Source organism: Paenibacillus sp. EB106-05-06-XG162, assembly GCF_058791655.1.
On sequence record NZ_JBYTDT010000006.1, the window covers coordinates 255,373 to 276,202 of the forward strand.

A 20,830-nucleotide genomic window follows, 5' to 3' on the forward strand; every position below is an offset into this window, starting at 1 on the left:
AGATGTCACAAGTTAATTTTCCTAACAGTCAAAAGGTATATATTCAAGGCTCGCGCGAGGATCTACGGGTTCCGATGCGTGAGATTACGCTCAGCCCAACAGAGAACAGCCGAGGTATTGAGATCAATGAACCTGTGCGCGTGTACGATACGAGCGGAACTTATACAGATACAACATTACATACAAATATTGAAGAAGGCTTGTGCCCGCATCGTCAAGCATGGATTCTAGATCGTGGCGATGTCGAGTTCTATGAAGGGCGCGAGGTGAAACCGGAGGATAACGGACTGCGCAGAGCGGAGGATGCAGATCAGACGATCGTGTTCCCAGGACTGAATCGTCGTCCATTGCGGGCGAAAAAAGGTGCAAATGTCACCCAAATGCATTATGCGCGCCAAGGCATCATAACCGCAGAAATGGAATATATCGCGATTCGTGAGCATGTCACGCCAGAGTTCGTCCGGGATGAGGTCGCGAGTGGGAGAGCCATTATCCCATCGAATATTAATCATCCAGAGAGTGAACCGATGATTATCGGGCGGAATTTCCTCGTGAAGATTAACGCGAATATTGGGAATTCAGCGGTATCTTCCTCCATTGAGGAAGAAGTTGAGAAGATGACATGGGCTACGCGTTGGGGTGCAGATACGGTGATGGATCTCTCCACAGGGAGAAATATTCATACGACGCGGGAATGGATCATTCGCAATTCTCCGGTTCCGATTGGTACGGTACCGCTTTATCAAGCGCTCGAGAAAGTGAACGGCAAGGCGGAAGATCTCTCGTGGGAAGTCTACCGCGATACGCTCATTGAGCAAGCGGAGCAAGGCGTTGATTATTTTACCATCCATGCGGGTGTTCTGCTCCGGTATATACCACTAACGGCGAATCGCCTGACGGGGATCGTATCACGTGGGGGTTCGATTATGGCAGCTTGGTGTTTAGCGCATCATGAAGAGAATTTCCTATATACGCATTTCGAGGAAATCTGCGAGATTATGAAGAAGTATGATGTGGCATTTTCACTCGGAGATGGTCTTCGTCCAGGAAGCATTCAGGATGCCAATGATGAATCTCAATTCGCTGAGCTCGATACGCTGGGGGAATTAACGCAAATCGCGTGGAAGCATGATGTTCAAGTGATGATCGAAGGGCCGGGACATGTCCCGATGCACATGATCAAGGAGAATGTCGATCGTCAGATGGAAGTCTGTCAAGAAGCTCCATTCTATACACTCGGTCCGCTAACGACAGATATTGCGCCAGGGTATGATCATATTACATCTGCCATCGGTGCCGCGATGATCGGTTGGTTCGGAACGGCAATGCTCTGCTATGTTACACCGAAGGAGCACCTCGGACTGCCGAACAAGAATGACGTGCGTGAAGGTGTTATTGCCTATAAAATCGCAGCACATGCTGCTGACCTGGCCAAAGGTCACCCTGGGGCCCAGCAGCGCGATGATGCGTTATCCAAAGCCCGCTTCGAATTCCGCTGGCGAGATCAATTCAATCTCTCGCTCGATCCGGAGCGTGCAATGGAATATCATGACGAGACATTGCCGGCGGAAGGCGCGAAGACAGCGCATTTCTGTTCCATGTGCGGGCCCAAATTCTGCAGCATGCGGATTACACAGGATATTCGAGCGTATGCAGCCCAAGGCTTAGAAGAGAAATCGAATGAATTCAAAGCGTCCGGCAGCCAAATTTATCAGAAAATCTAAAAGGAGGAATTGCATTGCTTACGATTGGCCCTCATTCATTTAAATCTCGTCTGTTACTTGGAACCGGAAAGTTCCCGAACTTTGAAGTTCAGAAAGAAGCGGTCGAGAAATCTGAGACTGAAATTTTAACGTTCGCGGTACGGCGTATGAATATTTTCGAGCCTAGTCAACCGAACTTTCTAGAAATGCTTGATCTGGCCAAATACACCCTGTTACCGAACACGGCAGGGGCTTCAACTGCAGAAGAAGCAGTACGGATTGCGCGACTTGCGAAGGCCTCCGGCCTATGCGATATGATCAAAGTAGAAGTGATAGGAGACCTGAAAACCTTGCTTCCGGATCCGATCGAAACGGTAAAAGCTTGTGAGATGCTGCTTGATGAAGGCTTTATCGTATTGCCCTATATTTCCGATGATGTGCAGCTCGCCAAACGACTTCAACTGATGGGTGTGCATGCCGTCATGCCAGGCGCTTCTCCGATTGGTTCAGGACAAGGAATTATTAACCCCATTAATTTAAGTTTTATCATTGAGCAAGCGGTCGTGCCCGTCATTGTCGATGCAGGAATCGGTGCCCCATCGCATGCTGCATTTGCAATGGAGCTTGGCGCAGATGGAGTGCTCCTGAATACAGCGGTGTCTGGGGCAGGCGATCCCGTCAAAATGGCTGTCGCGATGAAGCAAGGGATTGAGGCGGGGCGGTTAGCTTTTGAAGCCGGACGAATTCCTGTGAAGCGATATGCCTCGGCGAGCAGTCCGCTTGAGGGAATGGTTACGGTATGATGGCGGAGCAAGACCAGCCGTCTTTCGATCGCTATTCACGCCAGATGAGCTTTGCACCGATCGGTGCGGCTGGACAACAGCAACTGGCCGAGTGTCATGTCCTGATCGTCGGTGCGGGAGCGCTCGGGTCCGCTTGCGCGGAAACCCTTGTCAGGGCGGCCGTGGGGCATGTCACGATCATCGACCGCGATTATGTGGAATGGAGTAATCTGCAGCGTCAGCAATTGTATACGGAAGAGGACGTACGTCAGCGGATGCCAAAGGCGATCGCAGCCAAACAGCATTTGGAACGGATTAACGCCAATGTCCAGATCGATGCGTACGTTTTGGACGCGCGAGGGGAAGATTTAGAACGACTTATTACAGGTGTTGACCTCATTTTGGATGCGTGTGATAACTTCGAAACGCGATTCATCTTGAACGATATTGCTGTGAAATACCGAATTCCATGGATTTATGGTGCATGCATCGGGAGCTATGGGTTATCCTACACAATTCTCCCAGGGGTTACACCATGCCTCAGCTGTATGATGGACATCATTCCGAATGGTGGAGAGAGCTGTGACGTGGACGGCATTATTGCACCAGCGGTTCAAATGGTCGTGGCGCATCAGACGGCAGAGGCATTTAAGCTGTTAACGGGGAACCCTGATGCGCTACACCGAAAGCTTGTTTCATTCGATCTATGGAACAATCAGTACACCGCCATCAATATCCAAGCGATGAAGAAGCGGGGATGCGCTAGCTGCGGCGATCGAGCAACGTATCCATTTCTTAAAGCGCCTGCAACAGAGAAAGCAGCGATTCTCTGTGGGCGTGATACGGTCCATCTTCGTCCTTCTGAAGCGATGAAGCTGGATCTAAGGACATTATCGAAACAAATTCGGCAATATCATTCAGGACAGCTGCAAGTGGACATCATGAATGACTTTCTGCTTAGCGCACATAGGGATGAGCAGCGAATCGTATTATTCGTTGACGGCAGGGCACTCGTCCATGGGACGACAGATATTCAAGTCGCGAGACAGCTATACATTCAAATGATTAACATTAGCACAGTATCAACGAGATAAGGATAGAAGGCCCTTCAATTTCTTCTTGGAAGAAGTGGAAGGGTCTTCTTGTGTTGGTTGGAATATATGAATGGAAGTGACTGGGCGAAATCTGATATACTATGAAAATATTAAAATCTTGTAAACTTAATCGAAATAGGAGAGAAGAATGAGAGAAATGGAAAACACATTTGCGAAGAAGATTCCAATCTTCTTCTGGGCGATCCTATGCGCATTCGGGAAGCTCGTCCTGATGCGATATTTCTTTTTCGAGCAGATGTCTGTGGTTCAACTGCTTCGAGATGTATTCGCGATTTGCGCAATCTTCGGTATTCTAGAATTAATCTTACCCATGCGATCCAAACGATATGTCTACTGGGGATTCAATTTATTGCTATCGTTCATCTGTTTTGCCGCGACATTATATTATGATCATTTCGGGTCAGTTGCAACGTATACGGCCTTAACGGCACTTCATCAGGTGACCGAAATCGGGGATAGTGTGAAAGCGACGATTCGTCCAATCTACTATATCTATTTCCTCGATACGCTCGTGATGGCTGTCATTTGGTTATTTACGCGTCGTCGACTGCCAGCCGATTCAAGTCCGATTCAACGTCGATATTGGAAAATCGGGATGGTTGCAGTCACAGTCATCTGCCTTGTGTTATCGGGTAGAACGGTGATGCAGAACAAAGCGATGGATAATGAACTTGCGCTTGCACAGGATATTGGGTTCATCGATTATCAATTTGCAATCGCGCTCAAGGCTAGAGAGACGAACAAGATGGTTGAAGAAGGTAACATTAAGGAAGTTACACAGCAGGTTCAAACTTCTGAAGACACCTTTACTTATCGGGACAAGCCGCTTGAAGCAGGACAGAAACCCGCTCATTTTGGAGCTGCCAAAGGGAAGAATCTGATTGTTGTTCAAATGGAAGCATTTCAGAATTTCCTCATCAATCTGAAGGTCAATGATCAGGAGATTACACCTGTGCTCAATCAATTAGCCAAAGATAGCTTCTATTTCCCGCATATCTACCAGCAAATTGGCCCGGGCAATACGTCGGATGCGGAGTTCATGTCAAACACCTCGATCTACCCGACAGGTGCCATCGCCATGTCTACGGGATATGCGGATCGTGAGCTTCCTAGCTTACCGAGACTTCTCGGTGCGGATCATTACTCAACGAATACGTTTCATGTCAATGATGTGAAGTTCTGGGATCGGATACGTCTTTATCCTGCGTTGGCTTTCAATCAATACTTCGATAAACCCTCATTCAAAAATGATCAATTTAATGAATTTGGGGCGTCAGATGAGGAATTGTATCGTGTCGGCGTGGAGAAGCTATCAGAAATTAGTAAGAAAAAGCAGCCTTTCTACGCGCAATTTGTCACGGTATCCAGTCATTTTCCTTTTAAAGTACCAGATCGTGCGAAAACGATTGATTTGCCAGCAGATTTAGCATCGAAGCAAATCGGAAATTATATGTATGCGCAGCATTATACGGACTATGCCCTTGGACAATTGATTGATTCACTCAAGGAGAATGGCATGTGGGAGAATACGGTATTAGTCGTTTATGGTGATCATTTTGGACTTCAACCGCAAGATAATAATCCGGAGGAACTCAGTAAATCACTGGGTATTCCATATAATGAGTATGTGAGCCGATTTAATATTCCATTCATGATTCACGTTCCCGGGATGGAGAAAGGCCAAGTCGTCGATCGGGTTGGCGGTCAAGTGGATATGATGCCGACCATTGCGAATCTTATGGGAATATCGCTGGAAGATCAGCATTTCACGGCATTCGGTCATGATCTATTGAATATTGATCATAATATTATTGGGATGCGCTATTACTTGCCAACAGGCTCGTTCTTTAACGATGATATTCTGTTCATTCCTGGCAAAGGGTTCGACGATGGTAAGGCCATTAATCTAAGTACGCTGGAACCAGTATCGGATCTAACACCTTATAAGAAGGATTACGATTATATCCTGAAATTCATGAAACTATCGGATGCTTATGTGAAAATGTTACCGAAACGAGCGCCATAGTTGAGTTTGAATGACAATACAGAAGGCATGAAATTTGAGGTGAAGTCCTCGAAGTTCATGCCTTTTTGCTATGTAAGTAGATTAATCGATATTTTCAAGAAGATAATCTATGAAAAATTTAGAGGTCCGGCGTTATAATCTTCGTGTAATCAGGTAAGCGAATACAAAATCATGATAAATATGGAGGTTTGATCATGCAATGGAAAAGTAGGTGTTATCGGGTGATGTGTTTATCACTGATTTCGGCATTATTGTTCAGCGCAATTGCAACTGTGACTGTACCTAAAACCGCGCATGCGGCATCGACAGAAGTGTACGTGGCGACGGATGGTGACGACAACAATACAGGTACGATTACTTCTCCATTCCGCACTCTTGCCAAAGCCCAGTCCGCTGTAAGAGACCTTATATCGTCATCAATCGGGCCAATACATATCTGGGTGCGAGGTGGGACCTATTATTTGGATCAAACACTCGTATTTAATCCGCAAGATTCCGGTCAAACCAACAAACCAGTGATTTATTCCGCCTATGAAGGAGAAAAAGTTATTTTGAGCGGAGGTAAGAAATTAACACCGACTTGGCGTGACTACCAAGGGGGTATTAAAGTTGCTGATATTGGAGCAGGGCTTGATTTCGATGGTCTGTTCCTGAATTCACAGCGACAGATCTTGGCGAGGTATCCAAATTATGATCCGAACGTTGCTATTCTAGGTGGGTACGCTGCGGATGCGCTTGCCCCAAGTCGTGTTGCCAAATGGAGTGATCCGACGACGGGACTCGTCCGAGGCTTGCATGGGAATGAATGGGGTGGGAACTCGTTCAAGATCACAGGCGTAAACGCTTCGAACGGATCGCCAAATCTACAATGGGTCGGAGATAACAATCGTGGGAGCACATTGCATGCTACCTATCGCATGGTGGAGAATATATTCGAAGAGCTCGATGCACCAGGCGAATGGTTCTATGATAGCAAAGGTGGCAAGCTATACTTCAATCCTCCAACGGGAACGGATCTGAATAAGGCAAACATTGAAATTGCTGTCTTAGATGAGCTGCTGCGAATTACGGGCACGGCAACAGACAAAGTGAAGCATTTAACCTTCTCAAATTTTACATTTACTGAGACGCATCGCACCTTATTCAATAAGCCTTATGCAGGACTCATGAGAGGCGATTGGTCTGTCGCGCGTACCGGTACGGTCTTTGTCCAAGATGCAGAGAATATCTCCATTCAGAATTCAGTATTCGATCAGGTAGGCGGCAACGCCATATTCGTGAATGGCTATAATCGCAATCATCAAATATCGAACAATGAATTTTCTGGATCAGGTGCGACAGATGTGCAAATTGTTGGTCTGCAAAGCGCGGTTCGCTATCCCTCTACATGGTCGAATCAACACACCGATATTCAAGATACCACGCCCGGTCCGCTCACAAATGATTACCCTCAGAACATCACCGTAAATAACAATCACATGTTCAACATGGGGGTATTCGAGAAGCAATCCGCTGGGGTGAATGTATCGGTTAGCCGCAATATTACGATAAGCCATAATACAATCCATCATAGCCCTCGGTCAGGTGTGAACATTAACGATGGAACGTGGGGCGGCCATGTCATTGAATTCAATGATATTTTCGATTGTGTCCTAGAGACAAGTGATCACGGACCATTCAACGCGTGGGGACGGGATCGGTTCTGGTCCTTGAGCGGTGGCGATGCGGTGAAGAAACAATATGCTTTCTTGGATGCGATGGAGACGACGGTCATTCGTAACAATCGCATCTGGCATAACTCGGCATGGGATATTGATCTGGATGACGGATCTTCGAACTACGATATTTACAACAATCTCATGCTGAATGCCGGATTTAAACTTCGTGAAGGGTTCTCTCGAAAAGTCCATAACAATATCATCGTGAATGGTGGCGGGCATTTCCATGTCGCATACGAGGGAAGTAATGATGTGATCGAGAAGAATATTTTTGTTACGGATAATCCCTACGATTTCATTCAAGACGATCCGAAAGCGGCAGGCACCTTCTACGACAATAATACGTTCTGGAATAACGGTAAGGCGGTTGCGGATATCACGTCTGCTTGGATGAATTCAGGGTTTGATACACACTCCGTTATCGCAGATCCGCTGTTCGTTGGTGCATCACCTTTTACCGATGTGACGAAAAAAGATTTCACGGTGCAAGCAGGCTCGCCAGCAATCGCTCGAGGATTCGTGAATTTCCCGATGAATCAATTCGGCAAGCCAGGGGCTCCAACACCGCCAGGAATTAAATGGTCAACAGGAAATCCTACCACTGAGGCGGATATTGAACCGCTTATGGGCGCAGAAGTAAGCAGTATCTATTCCGATGCGGTCATGTCGTCGGTCGGACTAGGGGATACCAATGGCTTATATTTCTATCAAGTCCCCGCAGATTCGAATGCGAAATTACAGGGGTTGCAGCAAGGCGATGTACTGCGTCAATTGAACGGCGAGCAAATTACAACCAAGTCGAGCTTCTGGAATATCTACAATCGTGTCGCACCAGGCGGAATACTGTACGCACAAATATGGCGTAATCAGGCTTCCGTATCTGTTCAATGGAAGAAGATGTCGGGGAACGAACGTCTGAATGATACGGCTGGTGTTGAATACACGGGCACCGGATGGGATTACAAAAACGCTGCTCGCGGCGGCGCCAACTCGTACTACAATGATTTGTATGCGACACAAACGAACGGGGATTTCTTCGAATTTACTTTTCATGGCACAGGAATTGATTATATTGCGCAAGTGAACAGTGATGAAGGCGATGTCGATATCTACATCGATAACGTATTCCAGCAAACGATTAGTAACTATAATCCTTCTCGGATCTACCAGAAGGTCGTCTTTAGCAAGCAAGGCTTAACACCAGGGATTCATATCATTAAGGGGGTTAAGAAAAATAGTTCCTATTTGATCGTCGATGGATTCAATGTATATGGTGCAGCAACAAGTGATATTATAGCGCCCGTCACGACAGCGCAGACGAATCCAGCAGTACCCGATGGAGAGAATGGATCCTTTACGAAAGATGTGACGTTATCCCTCTCTGCGAGCGATTCGGAGACGGGGGTTGCACGGATCGAATATCGCATCAAAGATGGAGAATGGACAAAATATAAAGACCCCATTCTCTTGACACAGGAGGGTAAGAATACGGTTCGTTATCGGAGTATGGATTATGCTGGGAATCTAGAGAAGGAACAGATACTTGTCATTTCAATTAATCGAAATGTGAATCCATCGAAGGAACTACGAACCGAACTGGTTGCTCCGCAAGCTATCGCGTCAGGAGAGCGGATGACCGTCCAAGTTCATCTCAAATCCATTCAAGACGCTGTGTATGCGCAAGATATCGAGCTGAAGTACGATGAGAAGCTACTTGACTATATCTCTGCAGCTGCAAGTGACACAGGACTTCAGATCGTCAGCAGCAGTCTGAATGAACCGGGTAAGCTGCGATTCATCATCGCGAGTACAGGTGCCGATCATGCTGTGACGCAAGACTCGAAGGTATTGATGGTGACGTTCCAAGCGAAGACAGTATCGGTGGAGGCGATGGCTCAAGTCTCCGTTGACAAAGCCGTGGTCGCGGATCAACAAGGGAAGGAATTAACTGCAAAGGGATCTACGAAAACGATAGGTATTACCGTTCCTCAGGGCGTTCCAGGCGATCTCAATCATGATGGCAAAGTGACCATTGGTGACCTTGCAATTGCAGCAACTAGCTACGGCAAATCTGCCTCGGATCCAAATTGGCAGCAGATCAAAGCTGCAGACCTTAATCGTGACGGCGTGGTCGATATCGCAGACCTTGCTGCTATTGCAACGTTAATATTGAATCGATAGTGCACTGATGAAGGAACGACGTTCTTGATTGGACGTCGTTCCTTTTATAATTAATTTAATGACATAAAATAAAAAAAGATTGAAATAATCACGAATCGGTGGTTTGCGACATTATTAGCGATTGATAGTACGGCTGATGGTGGGTTTATCGCAACGAGCACTGCTTCCGATCTTCCGTTACTTGCCCAGCAAATCCTGAAATAGCGACTGCGATTGATAGAATATGTCGATTCAATCTGGCGACGAACGTCGAATTTCATAGATATGTAAGCGGTTCCAATCGAATCCTGCGCTCGCCTGGGAAATAATTAATATTTCCTATGGGGAATAAAACGATCGCTCATTACTTTAATTCAGCATATCTTCCGATAACCCGCATACGATTAGGCGAAGAAAGCGGGAAAGAGGAGGATTCTGGCATGTCCGAGAACATAGATCAGTTGATGCAGGTCGCCAAGGCGCATTTGCCACCGGGCTCGGAAATCATCTTGATCGATAAGCCTAACGCACATGCGGCTGTCTATGCAACGAATTTAACCGGAAGCTCTATGCCGGAAATCGTTGTTGTGTACCGTCTGAATGGTGAACTACATTTGATTGTGCTACAAAATTTCAATGGGAAGTGGGAGCGGGTTGCAACGGTAAAAGGTCCGGGCTACGGCGTAACGCTATTGACTGCAGCGCCGGTCGTTCAGCCTGGACAGAATAATCTGCTCGTCGGTTGGCAGATCGGTTCGATCTGGTCGAAGTTGTCCGTCTATACGTTGACGAAGGATGGTCTGCGAGATATTGCGCCTGACAATATGTATTACAGTTATATCGAAGTGGAAGATATGCCGGGTCCGACAGGAACAAATGGCGTAGCCGATATCGCGCTCTGGATCCATGATACGGGGGAAGCTTATCGAGTAATGGTTTTCCGATGGCATAATGGGACTTTCGAGCCAGCGCCTGATTTATATCCTTACTATTTCCCTCGCGTTGTTCGATATTACGAACGAATGACAGAGCAGCATCCCGACTATCCATTTTATTGGTATTATCTCGCTGATGCCCAGTACCGCGCAGGTATGCCGCAATCAGCACTCATTTCTGTCCGCAAGGCACTTAGCTTCAATCAACCGTATCCTTCGCGAGAAGACTTGCTGGAGCTTGAACGGCATATCAAGCACATGCTGGAGGAGCAAAAGGATATGCCTCGGCGGTCGGTTGGATTATTTCCCGCTTCACGTAAGACGACAGAAGGAACGAGATGGGGCTATATTGATGCCAAAGGTGAGATGGTGATCCAGCCTCGATTCGATGATGCGCGTGATTTCCAAGATAATGGCTTAGCTATTGTTAGTGAGAAAGGCAAATATGGCGTGATCGATGCGTCGGCACGTTACGTTGTTCAGCCTATTTATCATTCAATTAACTCCTTTAAGGAGCGCAGAGCGATCGTGATTGATCGTGATGGGTTTAAGATGATCGATGAGAAGGGGAATGTACTGACCCAACATGCGTATTCATTCATCTCAGATATGAGTGAACATCGCGCTGTATTCTATATCACCAATGACAGCAGCAGCAAATATGGGTATTTGGATGAAAAGGGCAATGAGATTATTCCAGCTCAGTTCGAAGAAGCCGGGGATTTCAATGATGGCAAGGCTATCGTAAAAATCAAAGATAAAGAGTATGCGCTCATCAATCCGAATGGCCGTCAACTAGCAACTTACAAGTATACTTTTGTCGGCCCCCTTGGCGATGGACTGCTAGCCTTCCAGCATGATTCTGCGGGCAAGTACGGTTATATCGATGAACGCGGTAAGATCGTGATCCAACCTACATTTACGATGGCATTTCCATTCCATGACGGAAGGGCCATCGTGAATACGGCTGAGGGTTACAAATCGAGTTACGGCGTGATTAATAAAAAGGGTGAATTCATCATCCAGCCGATCTATAACGACATTCGAGATCTGGGTGATGAACGGTTCGCACTGGGGAATGCGGTGGATCCAGAGCAACCCTTTATCGGTTCGATCTATGCCATCGCGGATTGGAATGGCAAGCGATTGTCGGACTTCATCTATACGAATGTTGAAAATTTCGATGACGGCTTAGCTTCTGCTACGGATGCCAGACAGACATATTTCATTGATCGGAGCGGGAAGCCTGCATCAGGTTACCCACGTGTTGACGGTAGTGGCACATTGACGCTTGAACGCAAGAATCTGATCAAAGCCTTCATCGATCGCCGCTTATCTTATATCGACCGAGAGGGACGGGTCATCTGGCAGCAAAATACGGTGATCCCTTTAACGGCGCCTTATGCTGTGAAAGAAGAGAAATTTAAGCCCAATCCCAACTATCTCGTCTATTATCCGCAAATTGAAGGGATGTCCGATGTCACTGCCCAACAGAACGTGAATACTAAGCTGAAAGAAATGTCGCAGGTGAAGCCGATTCCATCCGATAAGAAGCTCAATTACACGTATGATGGCGATTTTGATGTTACTTTCTATAAGGAGAATCTCCTAGTGCTGCAGCTTGACGGATACAATTATCCGATCGGAGCGGCCCATGGGATGCCGATGAAGACGCATGTGATGATCAACTTAACCAATGGACACATGTATACATTGAAAGACTTGTTTAAGCCAGATAGCAATTACGTGAAAGAATTGAGTCGGATCATCGGTACGCAAATTAAAGAGGATCCACAATATTCTTATGTGTTTCCTGGCAGCTACACGGGTATTAAGCCCGATCAACCGTTCTATGTTACGGAGGATGCGCTTCACATCTATTTTGCGCCTTATGAAATTGCTCCGTATGCCGCAGGATTCCCTACGTTTACGATTCCATTTGCTTCGATCATGAACATGATTGATACGGATGGGGAGTTCTGGAAGTCATTTCATTAACGATGTGAAATAATAGAGACTGCCGGTTAGGGAATCGGCAGTCATGCCCATATTTAGATTCGTACATCCGATTCGGAACGTAATATTTCACCAATCAATCCTTCGAGTTGATGAACGCCTGTATCCGTATTGGTCATGATGACCGTAGCAGTCTCTACATAGGGATTTGAGACGATCATGCATTGAAATCCGACCCCCCAGCCAAGAGATGAGAATATCATATCCTGACCGTTGCTCTCTAAAAACACGCCTAAACCTGTCCATTCTCTACACCCTTGTGAGGTGATCATCTCTCGTGCATATTTCTCCGATATCCCTAATTTACTCTGCCCTCGAAGGGAATCCATAAGTTCAATGACCAAGCGTGCTAAATCTGTTGACGTGGACCATAGTCCGGCAGCTGCTGGATAAGGGTAGATCGTATATTTGCCATCGACAACATCGCCACTTCGGTGATGACCGCTCGCAAGACCGTCTCTATTTCCTGAATGAATTGACGTTAGAATAGTGCTATTACTCATATGTAAAGGCTTAAATAGATGTTCGTCCAGGGTGACGCCATAAGGCTTCCCTGTAACGTCTTCGATAAGCTGCTGAATAATACAAAATCCTGCGTCAGAATAATGAAATTCGCTCCCAGGTTCGTATTTTACGATGGTCGATTCTTTACAATAGGGGGTGATTCCAGTTAATAGATTCGCCATTGTAGGAATAGAATTGTTGGGATCTAGTTCGGTGAAGCTGTTCTCGGGATCTATGATGCCGGCTTGATGACTAAGCAAGGTTCGAAGGGTGACTTTATAAGCTTGCGTATATGTATTATTAGGAACTCTCCACGACGTGAGTCTATCATTAACATCTTCATCTAGGTCTAGGATGCCTTGTGAAGCGAGCTTCATGACCAACATGGACGATACAAATTTGCTAATGGAACAAGCATGGAACAGAGTTTGCTGGTCAACTAGCGTAGAAGTACCCGCTTCAATAACGCCATACGTTTCTGTCTTATGAATTTGACCGTCTCGAATCATTGTCATACTCATCCCGGATACATGATAGTGTTCCATACGTTGATTTACATCAAAACTTCGTATCATATCTTCTGATTTCTCCTTTTATCTCCGAATATCGCATACATATGCTGTGTTTATATAGTATAGAACGTTTGTTCTGTATATTCAATATGACTGTCCGTAGTGATAAATTCATTTCCATAATAATAGTTATGTAAACATAAATTTTAATGTGTATTTTATAGATCTTGATCTTATATATAAATGTGAGAAACATCAAACTTCGATTGAGCAGCAACGGCAGGAAGAGTAGCATCAGATCGCCAAAATGATTACTCACTCGATCCTAACCGCACAAGAAAATGAACGTAAACGCAACTCGTGTGAACTGCATGATGGGATCGGTCAGTCACTTTATAGTATTTTGATTCAGACGGAAGTGTTGAAGGCGAATATAGAGACTGAGCCCCTTACAATAGATGCGCCATGCACCAATGGATACTTTGCAGTGATCAATTCGTCATACGATCGAGTACAAAATAGATGCGGGAGGTGCTTCCATGAACGGTAGAAAACAACAACAGACTTTTATGCGCAAAGCAATTAGTGTGCATGAGGCTACAAGTCTCGTGTTTGAAAGCGTACATGTGATGCCAACGGAAGAAGTACCGATCCTGCAAAGTATAGGCAGAACATTGGCTGTGGAGCTTGTTGCACCACAGCCAATGCCGCATTTTCGCCGTTCAAGTATGGATGGTTTTGCGGTGATGTCTGAAGATACAAAGCAGGCGTCGATCGGTACACCGATTTCACTTCAGATTATAGATCATGTGCCTGCGGGGATGGTATCGGAGAAGCGATTAAGCTCGGGTCAATGCATTCGTATCATGACAGGCGCATCGGTTCCTGATGGTGCAGACGCAGTAATCAAATATGAGATGACGGAAGAAGACATTTCTCCGGATGGCACAGAAATGTGCAAAGTGAAGGGTTCCGTTGTCGAGGGTGAGAATGTATCTCCGATTGGCGTAGAGATTGCAGTGAACGAGACGGTACTGCGTTCGGGTGTTCGGATCGGTGCGGGTGAAGTTGCGTTACTCGCCATGTTCGGCATCCATACGGTACAAGTCTATAAGCAGCCCAGGGTCGCCATTCTTGCAACGGGTGCCGAGCTGCTCCGTGTGGAAGACACGTTAGAGCCTGGACGAATTCGGAACAGTAATGCGTATATGCTAGCTGCAGCGATAACGGAGTTCGGTGGTATTCCAATCGTGTTGGAACGTGTCCCAGACGATGCAAGGATCGCGAAGCAAGTGATTCTTGAAGCGCTCTATGTTCATGATGTCGTCGTAACGACGGGCGGGGTGTCCGTCGGGGATCATGATATTCTTTACGATGTAACGCAAGATTGGGATGGCGACCTGTTATTCAACAAGGTGATGATGCGCCCGGGAAGTCCGACGACCTTTGGACTATGGCAAGGGAAGCCCCTATTCGCGCTCTCAGGGAATCCAGCTGCCTGTTATGTGGGATGTCGATTGTTTCTTCGTCCAGCGCTGCGAGGCATGTTGGGTGCAGACCTTGTGCCTGAACCTCGGGTCATGGCGACATTAACTGTGGACTATGTGAAATCAGATCGTTTTACACGTTTTGTCCGTGGTGTCATGACAGAACAAGAAGGAAAGCTAACGGCAGCACCCGTAGGGTATGATATGTCGAGTGTGACCGTGTCCTTACGGGATGCGAATTGCTTGATATGTCTGCCAGGATCGCCGAAAGGCTATGCGGCAGGCTCGTTCGTTGAGGTCATTCCGTTGAAGGGATTTTATTAGGAGGGGGTGAGGAGAATGATCTTACGATCTGATGATGATTCAGTCATACCTGCTGTACCGGTGCTGCAATTTAGGTCTAGCACTGTTTGCCGTATTTCCTTTTACAAGGCTCGTTCACATGCTAAGCTTTCCAATCAAATATCTAAAACGCAGCTATGTCGTGTATCGTAAACGTCAATAATCATTCATCGAGGGGGTGCGGTGCTCATATGTTAACAGGTATTATTCTGGCTGGAGGCCGCAATTCTCGGATGAATGGCCGGAATAAAGCGCTCTTGATCTATGAAGGGGAGCATTTTATCGAACGGCAAATCAACGTTATGCGTTCAATTTGTACGAGACGATCATCGTGACGAACGATGCTTCATACTATAAAAAATGGTCAAAGGACGGTTTGATTTATATTCCGGATATTTTATGAAGGGCATTGACGCGGTTCTCCCCGTTGTCGATGGCAAGCATCAAATGTTACATGGGGTGTATCGACCTCATCGGATGCTGCCATCTATCATTCAGAGACTCGAATCGCACCAGTACCGGCGATCTGGGTTATTGGATTCAATTCATTGGTTAGGTCTAGGGGAGAGCGATTGGATTGAAGCGGATATAGCTTATCAATTTATAGAAGATGTGGATACACCTGAGCAATACATCGCATTACTTCAAGAACGGGAAGGAGGAAGCGACCATGTCTCATGATCGATATAGCAGACAACAGAACTTTGGGCCTATCGGTACCGCAGGGCAACAGGAGTTAGCGGCTAAACACGTTCTGATCGTTGGAGCGGGTGCGCTCGGCTCCGGAAATGCGGAAATTCTAGCACGTTCGGGCGTTGGTACGATCACCATCATTGATCGAGATTACGTGGAATGGAGCAATCTGCAGCGGCAGTCGCTCTATTGCGAGCAGGATGCAATCGATCAATTGCCCAAAGCAGTGGCGGCGGCGAACCGTATTAAACAGATCAACGCAGATATAACGGTACATACACATGTGATGGATTGCACAGCATCGGATTTTACATCATTGCTGGATACATCGAACGTGGATTTGATGCTCGATGCAACGGACAATTTTGCCATTCGATATATCATCAATGATGCTGCATATCAATACCAAATTCCTTGGATCTATGGGGCGTGTTCAGGCAGCTATGGTGTGATGTGCAATTTCATTCCGGGGAGGACACCATGTCTGCATTGTGTGATGGAACGTATGCCAATCGGCTCCGCGTCTTGTGATCGAGAAGGGATCATTGCGCCAGCTGTGCAAATGGTCGTCTCATTGCAGTCAGCCGAGGCACTTAAATGGTTGACCGGGAATGCATCGCAGATGTCGGATCGATTTACCGTCTTCGATCTATGGTCGAACATGTTCCAATCCATTCGCATGAATAGGGCGGGGAAGCGCGAGGCTTGTCCGACATGCGGGACACAACCGAGCTATCCTTATCTGAAGTCGGAGTCGGTGATGCGGACAGAAGTATTATGCGGTCGAGATTCCGTTTGGATCCGTTATCCGCGTCAAGAGCCGCTAGATTTGGATCTGGTAGCCTCTCATGCTGTGCAATTGCACGCTGACGTGAAGTCGAATCCATATCTCCTTCAAATTCAAGAGGGCGGATACTGCCTCGTTATTTTCCAGGATGGTAGAGCACTGATCCATGGCACTTCGGATGCGCTCGAAGCCAAAAAGCTATATCAAAGATACTTAAGCTAGTTAATATTTTATGATATTAAAGTGAGGAAGGTGGACGTTATAAAATTACTATGTTTTGCGCATTTGAGTGAGCAGCTAGGTACATCTAGCTTGGACTTAGAGCTCGGCTCAATCACCGTGGCTGACTTCGTACAGACATTGCGAGAGCGTTATCCGACATTATTATTGGACCATGTCATGATCGCGGTCAATGAACAATTTGTCGAGCAGACGCACGTCATCGAGCCGCATGATACGGTCGCATTGTTGCCTCCCGTAAGCGGTGGTTAAGAAAGGGGTTAAGCAGATGAGCAGTGAGCAATTAACGCATTTTAATGAACAAGGTCGAGCCCATTTGGTTGATGTCACGGATAAAGCAGAGACGAAGCGGATGGCCGTAGTCAAGAGTCAAATTCATATGCGTGCGGAGACATTGCGTCGAATCCAAGAAGGATCGATTGGCAAAGGCGATGTACTGGCGGTGGCTCAAGTCGCAGGCATTATGGCAGCGAAGAAGACAGCAGATCTCATTCCTATGTGTCACCCGCTACCTCTTACGGGCATTGATATTTCATTCGAGGTGGAGAATGAGCAGACATTATCATTTCGCGTGAAAGTGAAGACAACCGGCGTGACTGGCGTTGAGATGGAAGCGTTAACTACTGCGCAGGTCGTCGGACTGACGATTTATGATATGTGCAAAGCGATAGATAAAGATATGGTGTTAGGCCCTACCTATCTAGAACAGAAGCAAGGCGGAAAAAGCGGCGATTATCGACGTGAGAGCGAGTAGCATAAGAGAGGAGCATCCGTATGAGCAGCTCATTATTTGTGATTACAGATCAACCGTTAGAGCCGGAAGAAGTCTCGAATAAAGTCAGACGGCGGGAAGCAGGCGCAATCACGTTATTCTTAGGTACGGTACGTGAATTAACCTACGGTAAACGGACGTTATATCTCGAGTATGAAGCATACCCGACCATGGCGGTCGCGCAATTGGAGCGGATCGGGCATGAGGTTCGTGAACGCTGGGCAGATACCGTCGTTGCGGTGACGCATCGCGTGGGTCGGTTAGAGATATCGGATATCGCCGTGGTGATCGCCGTATCCTCGCCGCATCGCAAAGCAGCCTATGAAGCGAATGAATACGTCATTGAACGGATTAAACAAATTGTCCCGATCTGGAAAAAAGAGCATGGCGAAGACGGCTCCGAATGGATTGGCGATCAACTGAACCAGCAGGCCTATCCTGAGGGTCGTCCTATGGCCCTGGATATACCGAAGGAAGATGAGAGATAACTTCTGAAAGGAGTGTTTGAGGATGACAGGGTCAATTCCGCGTTTAGTCGATAAATTCGGACGGCAGCATGACTACTTACGAATTTCCGTGACGGATCGTTGCAATCTACGCTGTATCTACTGCATGCCCGAGGAAGGGATGGAGTTCGAGCCGTCAGACAAGATTCTAACCTATGAAGAAATTGCAGAAGTCGTACGCGTCGTCACTGGGATGGGGATTAGCAAGATACGTCTTACTGGCGGGGAGCCGCTTGTTCGGAAAGAACTTGAGAAGCTCGTAGCGATTATCGCGAATATACCTGGGATCGAAGATATATCGCTAACGACGAATGGGATATTCCTTGCTCCGCGTGCAGAGCGATTAAAGGAAGCTGGCCTTACACGCGTCAATATTAGCATGGACTCCCTTCAAGCTGATCGATTCAAAATGGTTACGCGCGGAGGGGATTTAAGGAAAGTGCTTGATAGCATGGATGCCTGTGTGAAGGCAGGTTTAAGTCCCGTCAAATTGAATGTTGTGCTGATGAAAGGGCTGAACGATGATGAGATCGCTGATTTTATCGCGCTAACGCAAGAACGGGATATCCATGTACGATTCATCGAATACATGCCCATCGGTCACAGTGATACGCAATGGAAGAACCTCTATTTGTCACTCACTCGCGTGATGGAAGTATGTGCCGAGCAGCAATGGGAGTACGCTTCGGTTACGACGATTCAAGGGAACGGTCCTTCGGAGAATTATCGTCTGAACGGCGCTATTGGCAGCTTTGGACTGATACATCCAGTTAGCGAGCATTTCTGCCAAACCTGTAATCGCCTACGTCTGACGGCAGACGGTTATATTAAACCATGCTTGGCTTGGACAGAACAATTCCAAGTACGCAGCGTCGTCGGTAATGATGAGGCCATGCGCCAACTTTTCCTGGATGCACTGAGTACGAAACCGGAAAATCATGAAATGTCGAAATTTTTACAAGGCGATGAAGAAATATCACATACGCCTACAGCTCGTAGAATGTCACAAATTGGTGGATAGGAGAGGGATATAGATGATTAATCTTTTGACTAAAAGAGGTACGCAATTGCTCGTTCTATTATTCACAATGGCACTCATTATCTCAGCATGTGGGACGAAACAGACGGATGAAAAGACGGATTCTGGCACGAAATCGGTTGAATTAACCATCTCCGCTGCAGCAAGTCTTACAGATGCTTTGCAAGAAATTCAGAAGAATTATGAAGCGAAGACAAGTGGTGTGAAGCTGCATTTTAACTTCGGGGCATCAGGCGCACTGCAGCAGCAGATCGAGCAAGGGGCACCTGTTGATCTATTCCTATCTGCCGCTACTAAAAATATGAAGACGCTTGTAGACAAGCAGCTTGTGTCGCAGGATCAACAGAAGAAATTGCTTGCGAACGAATTAACTGTGATCACGGCTGCGAAACCGTCCATCTCCATACAAGAAGCGAAAGACCTTCTGAAAGCAGATATTCAGAAGATCGCCATTGGCATTCCCGAAACTGTCCCTGCCGGGAAGTACGCGCAGGAGGCACTTACGAACGCGGGTGTATGGGATGACATACAGTCCAAATTGGTCCAAGCGAAGGATGTCCGACAGGTACTCCAATATGTCCAGACCGGGAATACGGAGGCTGGATTCGTGTATAAAACGGATGCAGTCACATCGGATCAAGTAAAGATTGCTTATACCGTAGATCCATCATCTTATTCACCTATTACCTATCCGATCGGAATCGTCAAAGCGACAACCCATGCCAAAGAAGTTGAACAATTATATACCTATCTTCAATCGAAGGAAGCAATGGACGTCTTCGTGAAATACGGATTCTCCATCCCGGAAGTGAAATGAACATGATCGAGATCGATTGGGTTCAGCTATGGACCCCGATTCGATTATCCCTTCAGGTTGCACTCCTATCCAGTGTGCTGAGTACACTCATTGGCGTTACATTGGCATGGCGAATGTCAAGAAGCTCGGTGAAGGGTAAAGTGCTGCTAGAGACCGCTTTTATGCTACCTCTCGTGCTGCCGCCGACCGTAGTTGGCTTCCTGCTCCTCGTTGCACTAGGGCGACGAAGCTGGATTGGTCAATTCGCTGAATGGCTATTCTCCGCACCGATCATCTTCTCGTGGGGAGCCGCTGTGATTGCATCTGTCGTCGTATCGTTCCCGCTCGTCTATCAGACGATGAAAACAGGGTTCCATTCGATAGATTATCAATTAGGAGATGCTGCGCGTTCGATTGGGGCGAGTGAATGGCAGGTATTTCGTTATATTACGCTGCCAATTGCTTTTACATCGGTAATAACTGCTTATATCCTCAGCTTCGCTCGAAGTCTAGGTGAATTCGGGGCTACGCTCATGATTGCGGGGAATATTCCTGGAAGGACGCAAACTGTCCCTACAGCGATTTTTGTAGCGGTTGATTCCGGGAATATGACGATGGCTTGGATGTGGACGATCTCCATGGTCTTCATATCATTTCTAATGTTACTCTTAACAGGGCGGAAGAAATCGGCGTAACG

The 20,830-nt window shown here is 46.8% G+C and carries 18 protein-coding genes and 1 pseudogene; 18 read left to right on the forward strand and 1 reads right to left on the reverse strand.

Annotation, left to right across the window (positions count from 1 at the left end):
- The first annotated feature begins 2 nt into the window (after nucleotides 1-2).
- The 6 genes from thiC to AC3WU2_RS15905 all read left to right on the forward strand — a co-directional run bounded on the left by thiC (nucleotide 3) and on the right by AC3WU2_RS15905 (nucleotide 12,437).
- Entirely contained in the window at nucleotides 3-1,724 is a 1,722-nt protein-coding gene (thiC, locus tag AC3WU2_RS15880; RefSeq protein WP_492455761.1) for a phosphomethylpyrimidine synthase ThiC, read from the forward strand.
- An 8-nt stretch (nucleotides 1,725-1,732) separates the two neighbouring features.
- Complete coding sequence (locus tag AC3WU2_RS15885; protein ID WP_492455862.1) at nucleotides 1,733-2,506, forward strand: thiazole synthase; 774 nt, start codon at nucleotides 1,733-1,735, stop codon at nucleotides 2,504-2,506.
- Nucleotides 2,503-3,579: a ThiF family adenylyltransferase gene (locus AC3WU2_RS15890; RefSeq protein WP_492455763.1), complete on the forward strand. Its 1,077-nt coding sequence runs from the start codon at nucleotides 2,503-2,505 to the stop codon at nucleotides 3,577-3,579. Before AC3WU2_RS15885 ends, AC3WU2_RS15890 begins: the two co-directional genes overlap by 4 nt.
- A 148-nt stretch (nucleotides 3,580-3,727) precedes the next feature.
- Nucleotides 3,728-5,626, forward strand: a complete 1,899-nt coding sequence (locus tag AC3WU2_RS15895) for an LTA synthase family protein (RefSeq protein WP_492455765.1) — start codon at nucleotides 3,728-3,730, stop codon at nucleotides 5,624-5,626.
- A 194-nt stretch (nucleotides 5,627-5,820) separates the two neighbouring features.
- Entirely contained in the window at nucleotides 5,821-9,525 is a 3,705-nt protein-coding gene (locus tag AC3WU2_RS15900; RefSeq protein ID WP_492455767.1) for an OmpL47-type beta-barrel domain-containing protein, read from the forward strand.
- A 419-nt stretch (nucleotides 9,526-9,944) separates the two neighbouring features.
- Nucleotides 9,945-12,437 (forward strand): WG repeat-containing protein, encoded by a 2,493-nt coding sequence (locus AC3WU2_RS15905; RefSeq protein ID WP_492455769.1) that lies wholly within the window; start codon nucleotides 9,945-9,947, stop codon nucleotides 12,435-12,437.
- Between the two features lie 53 nt (nucleotides 12,438-12,490).
- On the opposite strand, the gene AC3WU2_RS15910 is transcribed toward AC3WU2_RS15905, so the two are convergent.
- Entirely contained in the window at nucleotides 12,491-13,534 is a 1,044-nt protein-coding gene (locus AC3WU2_RS15910; protein WP_492455771.1) for a serine hydrolase domain-containing protein, read from the reverse strand.
- 244 nt (nucleotides 13,535-13,778) lie between these two features.
- Between AC3WU2_RS15910 and AC3WU2_RS15915 the strand changes: the two genes are divergently transcribed.
- The 12 genes and pseudogenes from AC3WU2_RS15915 (at nucleotide 13,779) to modB (ending at nucleotide 20,828) form a co-directional block, all read left to right on the forward strand.
- Nucleotides 13,779-14,021, forward strand: coding sequence for a histidine kinase (locus tag AC3WU2_RS15915; protein ID WP_492455773.1), 243 nt, complete (start codon nucleotides 13,779-13,781; stop codon nucleotides 14,019-14,021).
- Nucleotides 14,011-15,282: a molybdopterin molybdotransferase MoeA gene (locus tag AC3WU2_RS15920; protein ID WP_492455775.1), complete on the forward strand. Its 1,272-nt coding sequence runs from the start codon at nucleotides 14,011-14,013 to the stop codon at nucleotides 15,280-15,282. Before AC3WU2_RS15915 ends, AC3WU2_RS15920 begins: the two co-directional genes overlap by 11 nt.
- Before the next feature lie 73 nt (nucleotides 15,283-15,355).
- Nucleotides 15,356-15,463: pseudogene (locus AC3WU2_RS15925) on the forward strand (respiratory nitrate reductase subunit gamma); the annotation flags it as partial.
- Between the two features lie 28 nt (nucleotides 15,464-15,491).
- Nucleotides 15,492-15,635, forward strand: a complete 144-nt coding sequence (gene mobA / locus AC3WU2_RS15930; protein WP_492455777.1) for a molybdenum cofactor guanylyltransferase — start codon at nucleotides 15,492-15,494, stop codon at nucleotides 15,633-15,635.
- A gap of 64 nt (nucleotides 15,636-15,699) precedes the next feature.
- Entirely contained in the window at nucleotides 15,700-15,981 is a 282-nt protein-coding gene (locus AC3WU2_RS15935; protein WP_492455779.1) for a hypothetical protein, read from the forward strand.
- A complete protein-coding gene (locus AC3WU2_RS15940; RefSeq protein WP_492455781.1) occupies nucleotides 15,971-17,002 on the forward strand; it encodes a ThiF family adenylyltransferase in 1,032 nt (343 codons plus the stop codon). Before AC3WU2_RS15935 ends, AC3WU2_RS15940 begins: the two co-directional genes overlap by 11 nt.
- Nucleotides 17,003-17,032: 30 nt before the next feature.
- Nucleotides 17,033-17,272, forward strand: coding sequence for a molybdopterin converting factor subunit 1 (gene moaD, locus AC3WU2_RS15945; RefSeq protein ID WP_492455783.1), 240 nt, complete (start codon nucleotides 17,033-17,035; stop codon nucleotides 17,270-17,272).
- A gap of 16 nt (nucleotides 17,273-17,288) precedes the next feature.
- The gene (gene moaC, locus AC3WU2_RS15950; protein WP_492455785.1) at nucleotides 17,289-17,774 is read left to right on the forward strand and encodes a cyclic pyranopterin monophosphate synthase MoaC; all 486 of its coding nucleotides are present in this window, start codon (nucleotides 17,289-17,291) and stop codon (nucleotides 17,772-17,774) included.
- 20 nt (nucleotides 17,775-17,794) lie between these two features.
- Nucleotides 17,795-18,280, forward strand: a complete 486-nt coding sequence (locus AC3WU2_RS15955) for a molybdenum cofactor biosynthesis protein MoaE (protein ID WP_492455787.1) — start codon at nucleotides 17,795-17,797, stop codon at nucleotides 18,278-18,280.
- A gap of 22 nt (nucleotides 18,281-18,302) precedes the next feature.
- Entirely contained in the window at nucleotides 18,303-19,319 is a 1,017-nt protein-coding gene (gene moaA / locus AC3WU2_RS15960; RefSeq protein WP_492455789.1) for a GTP 3',8-cyclase MoaA, read from the forward strand.
- Between the two features lie 13 nt (nucleotides 19,320-19,332).
- The gene (modA, locus tag AC3WU2_RS15965; RefSeq protein WP_492455791.1) at nucleotides 19,333-20,154 is read left to right on the forward strand and encodes a molybdate ABC transporter substrate-binding protein; all 822 of its coding nucleotides are present in this window, start codon (nucleotides 19,333-19,335) and stop codon (nucleotides 20,152-20,154) included.
- Nucleotides 20,151-20,828, forward strand: coding sequence for a molybdate ABC transporter permease subunit (gene modB, locus AC3WU2_RS15970; protein WP_492455793.1), 678 nt, complete (start codon nucleotides 20,151-20,153; stop codon nucleotides 20,826-20,828). The genes modA and modB overlap by 4 nt, the downstream gene beginning before the upstream one ends.
- Nucleotides 20,829-20,830 lie beyond the last annotated feature (2 nt).

Coding starts and splice junctions, on each gene's coding strand:
- thiC (WP_492455761.1), top strand. CDS start 3: ATGTCACAAGTTAATTTTCCTAACAGTCAAAAGGTATATATTCAAGGC.
- modA (WP_492455791.1), top strand. CDS start 19,333: ATGATTAATCTTTTGACTAAAAGAGGTACGCAATTGCTCGTTCTATTA.
- moaA (WP_492455789.1), top strand. CDS start 18,303: ATGACAGGGTCAATTCCGCGTTTAGTCGATAAATTCGGACGGCAGCAT.
- AC3WU2_RS15905 (WP_492455769.1), top strand. CDS start 9,945: ATGTCCGAGAACATAGATCAGTTGATGCAGGTCGCCAAGGCGCATTTG.
- AC3WU2_RS15890 (WP_492455763.1), top strand. CDS start 2,503: ATGATGGCGGAGCAAGACCAGCCGTCTTTCGATCGCTATTCACGCCAG.
- AC3WU2_RS15935 (WP_492455779.1), top strand. CDS start 15,700: ATGAAGGGCATTGACGCGGTTCTCCCCGTTGTCGATGGCAAGCATCAA.
- moaC (WP_492455785.1), top strand. CDS start 17,289: ATGAGCAGTGAGCAATTAACGCATTTTAATGAACAAGGTCGAGCCCAT.
- AC3WU2_RS15920 (WP_492455775.1), top strand. CDS start 14,011: ATGAACGGTAGAAAACAACAACAGACTTTTATGCGCAAAGCAATTAGT.
- mobA (WP_492455777.1), top strand. CDS start 15,492: ATGTTAACAGGTATTATTCTGGCTGGAGGCCGCAATTCTCGGATGAAT.
- AC3WU2_RS15910 (WP_492455771.1), bottom strand. CDS start 13,534: ATGATACGAAGTTTTGATGTAAATCAACGTATGGAACACTATCATGTA.
- AC3WU2_RS15895 (WP_492455765.1), top strand. CDS start 3,728: ATGAGAGAAATGGAAAACACATTTGCGAAGAAGATTCCAATCTTCTTC.
- AC3WU2_RS15915 (WP_492455773.1), top strand. CDS start 13,779: ATGATTACTCACTCGATCCTAACCGCACAAGAAAATGAACGTAAACGC.
- AC3WU2_RS15955 (WP_492455787.1), top strand. CDS start 17,795: ATGAGCAGCTCATTATTTGTGATTACAGATCAACCGTTAGAGCCGGAA.
- AC3WU2_RS15940 (WP_492455781.1), top strand. CDS start 15,971: ATGTCTCATGATCGATATAGCAGACAACAGAACTTTGGGCCTATCGGT.
- AC3WU2_RS15900 (WP_492455767.1), top strand. CDS start 5,821: ATGCAATGGAAAAGTAGGTGTTATCGGGTGATGTGTTTATCACTGATT.
- modB (WP_492455793.1), top strand. CDS start 20,151: ATGAACATGATCGAGATCGATTGGGTTCAGCTATGGACCCCGATTCGA.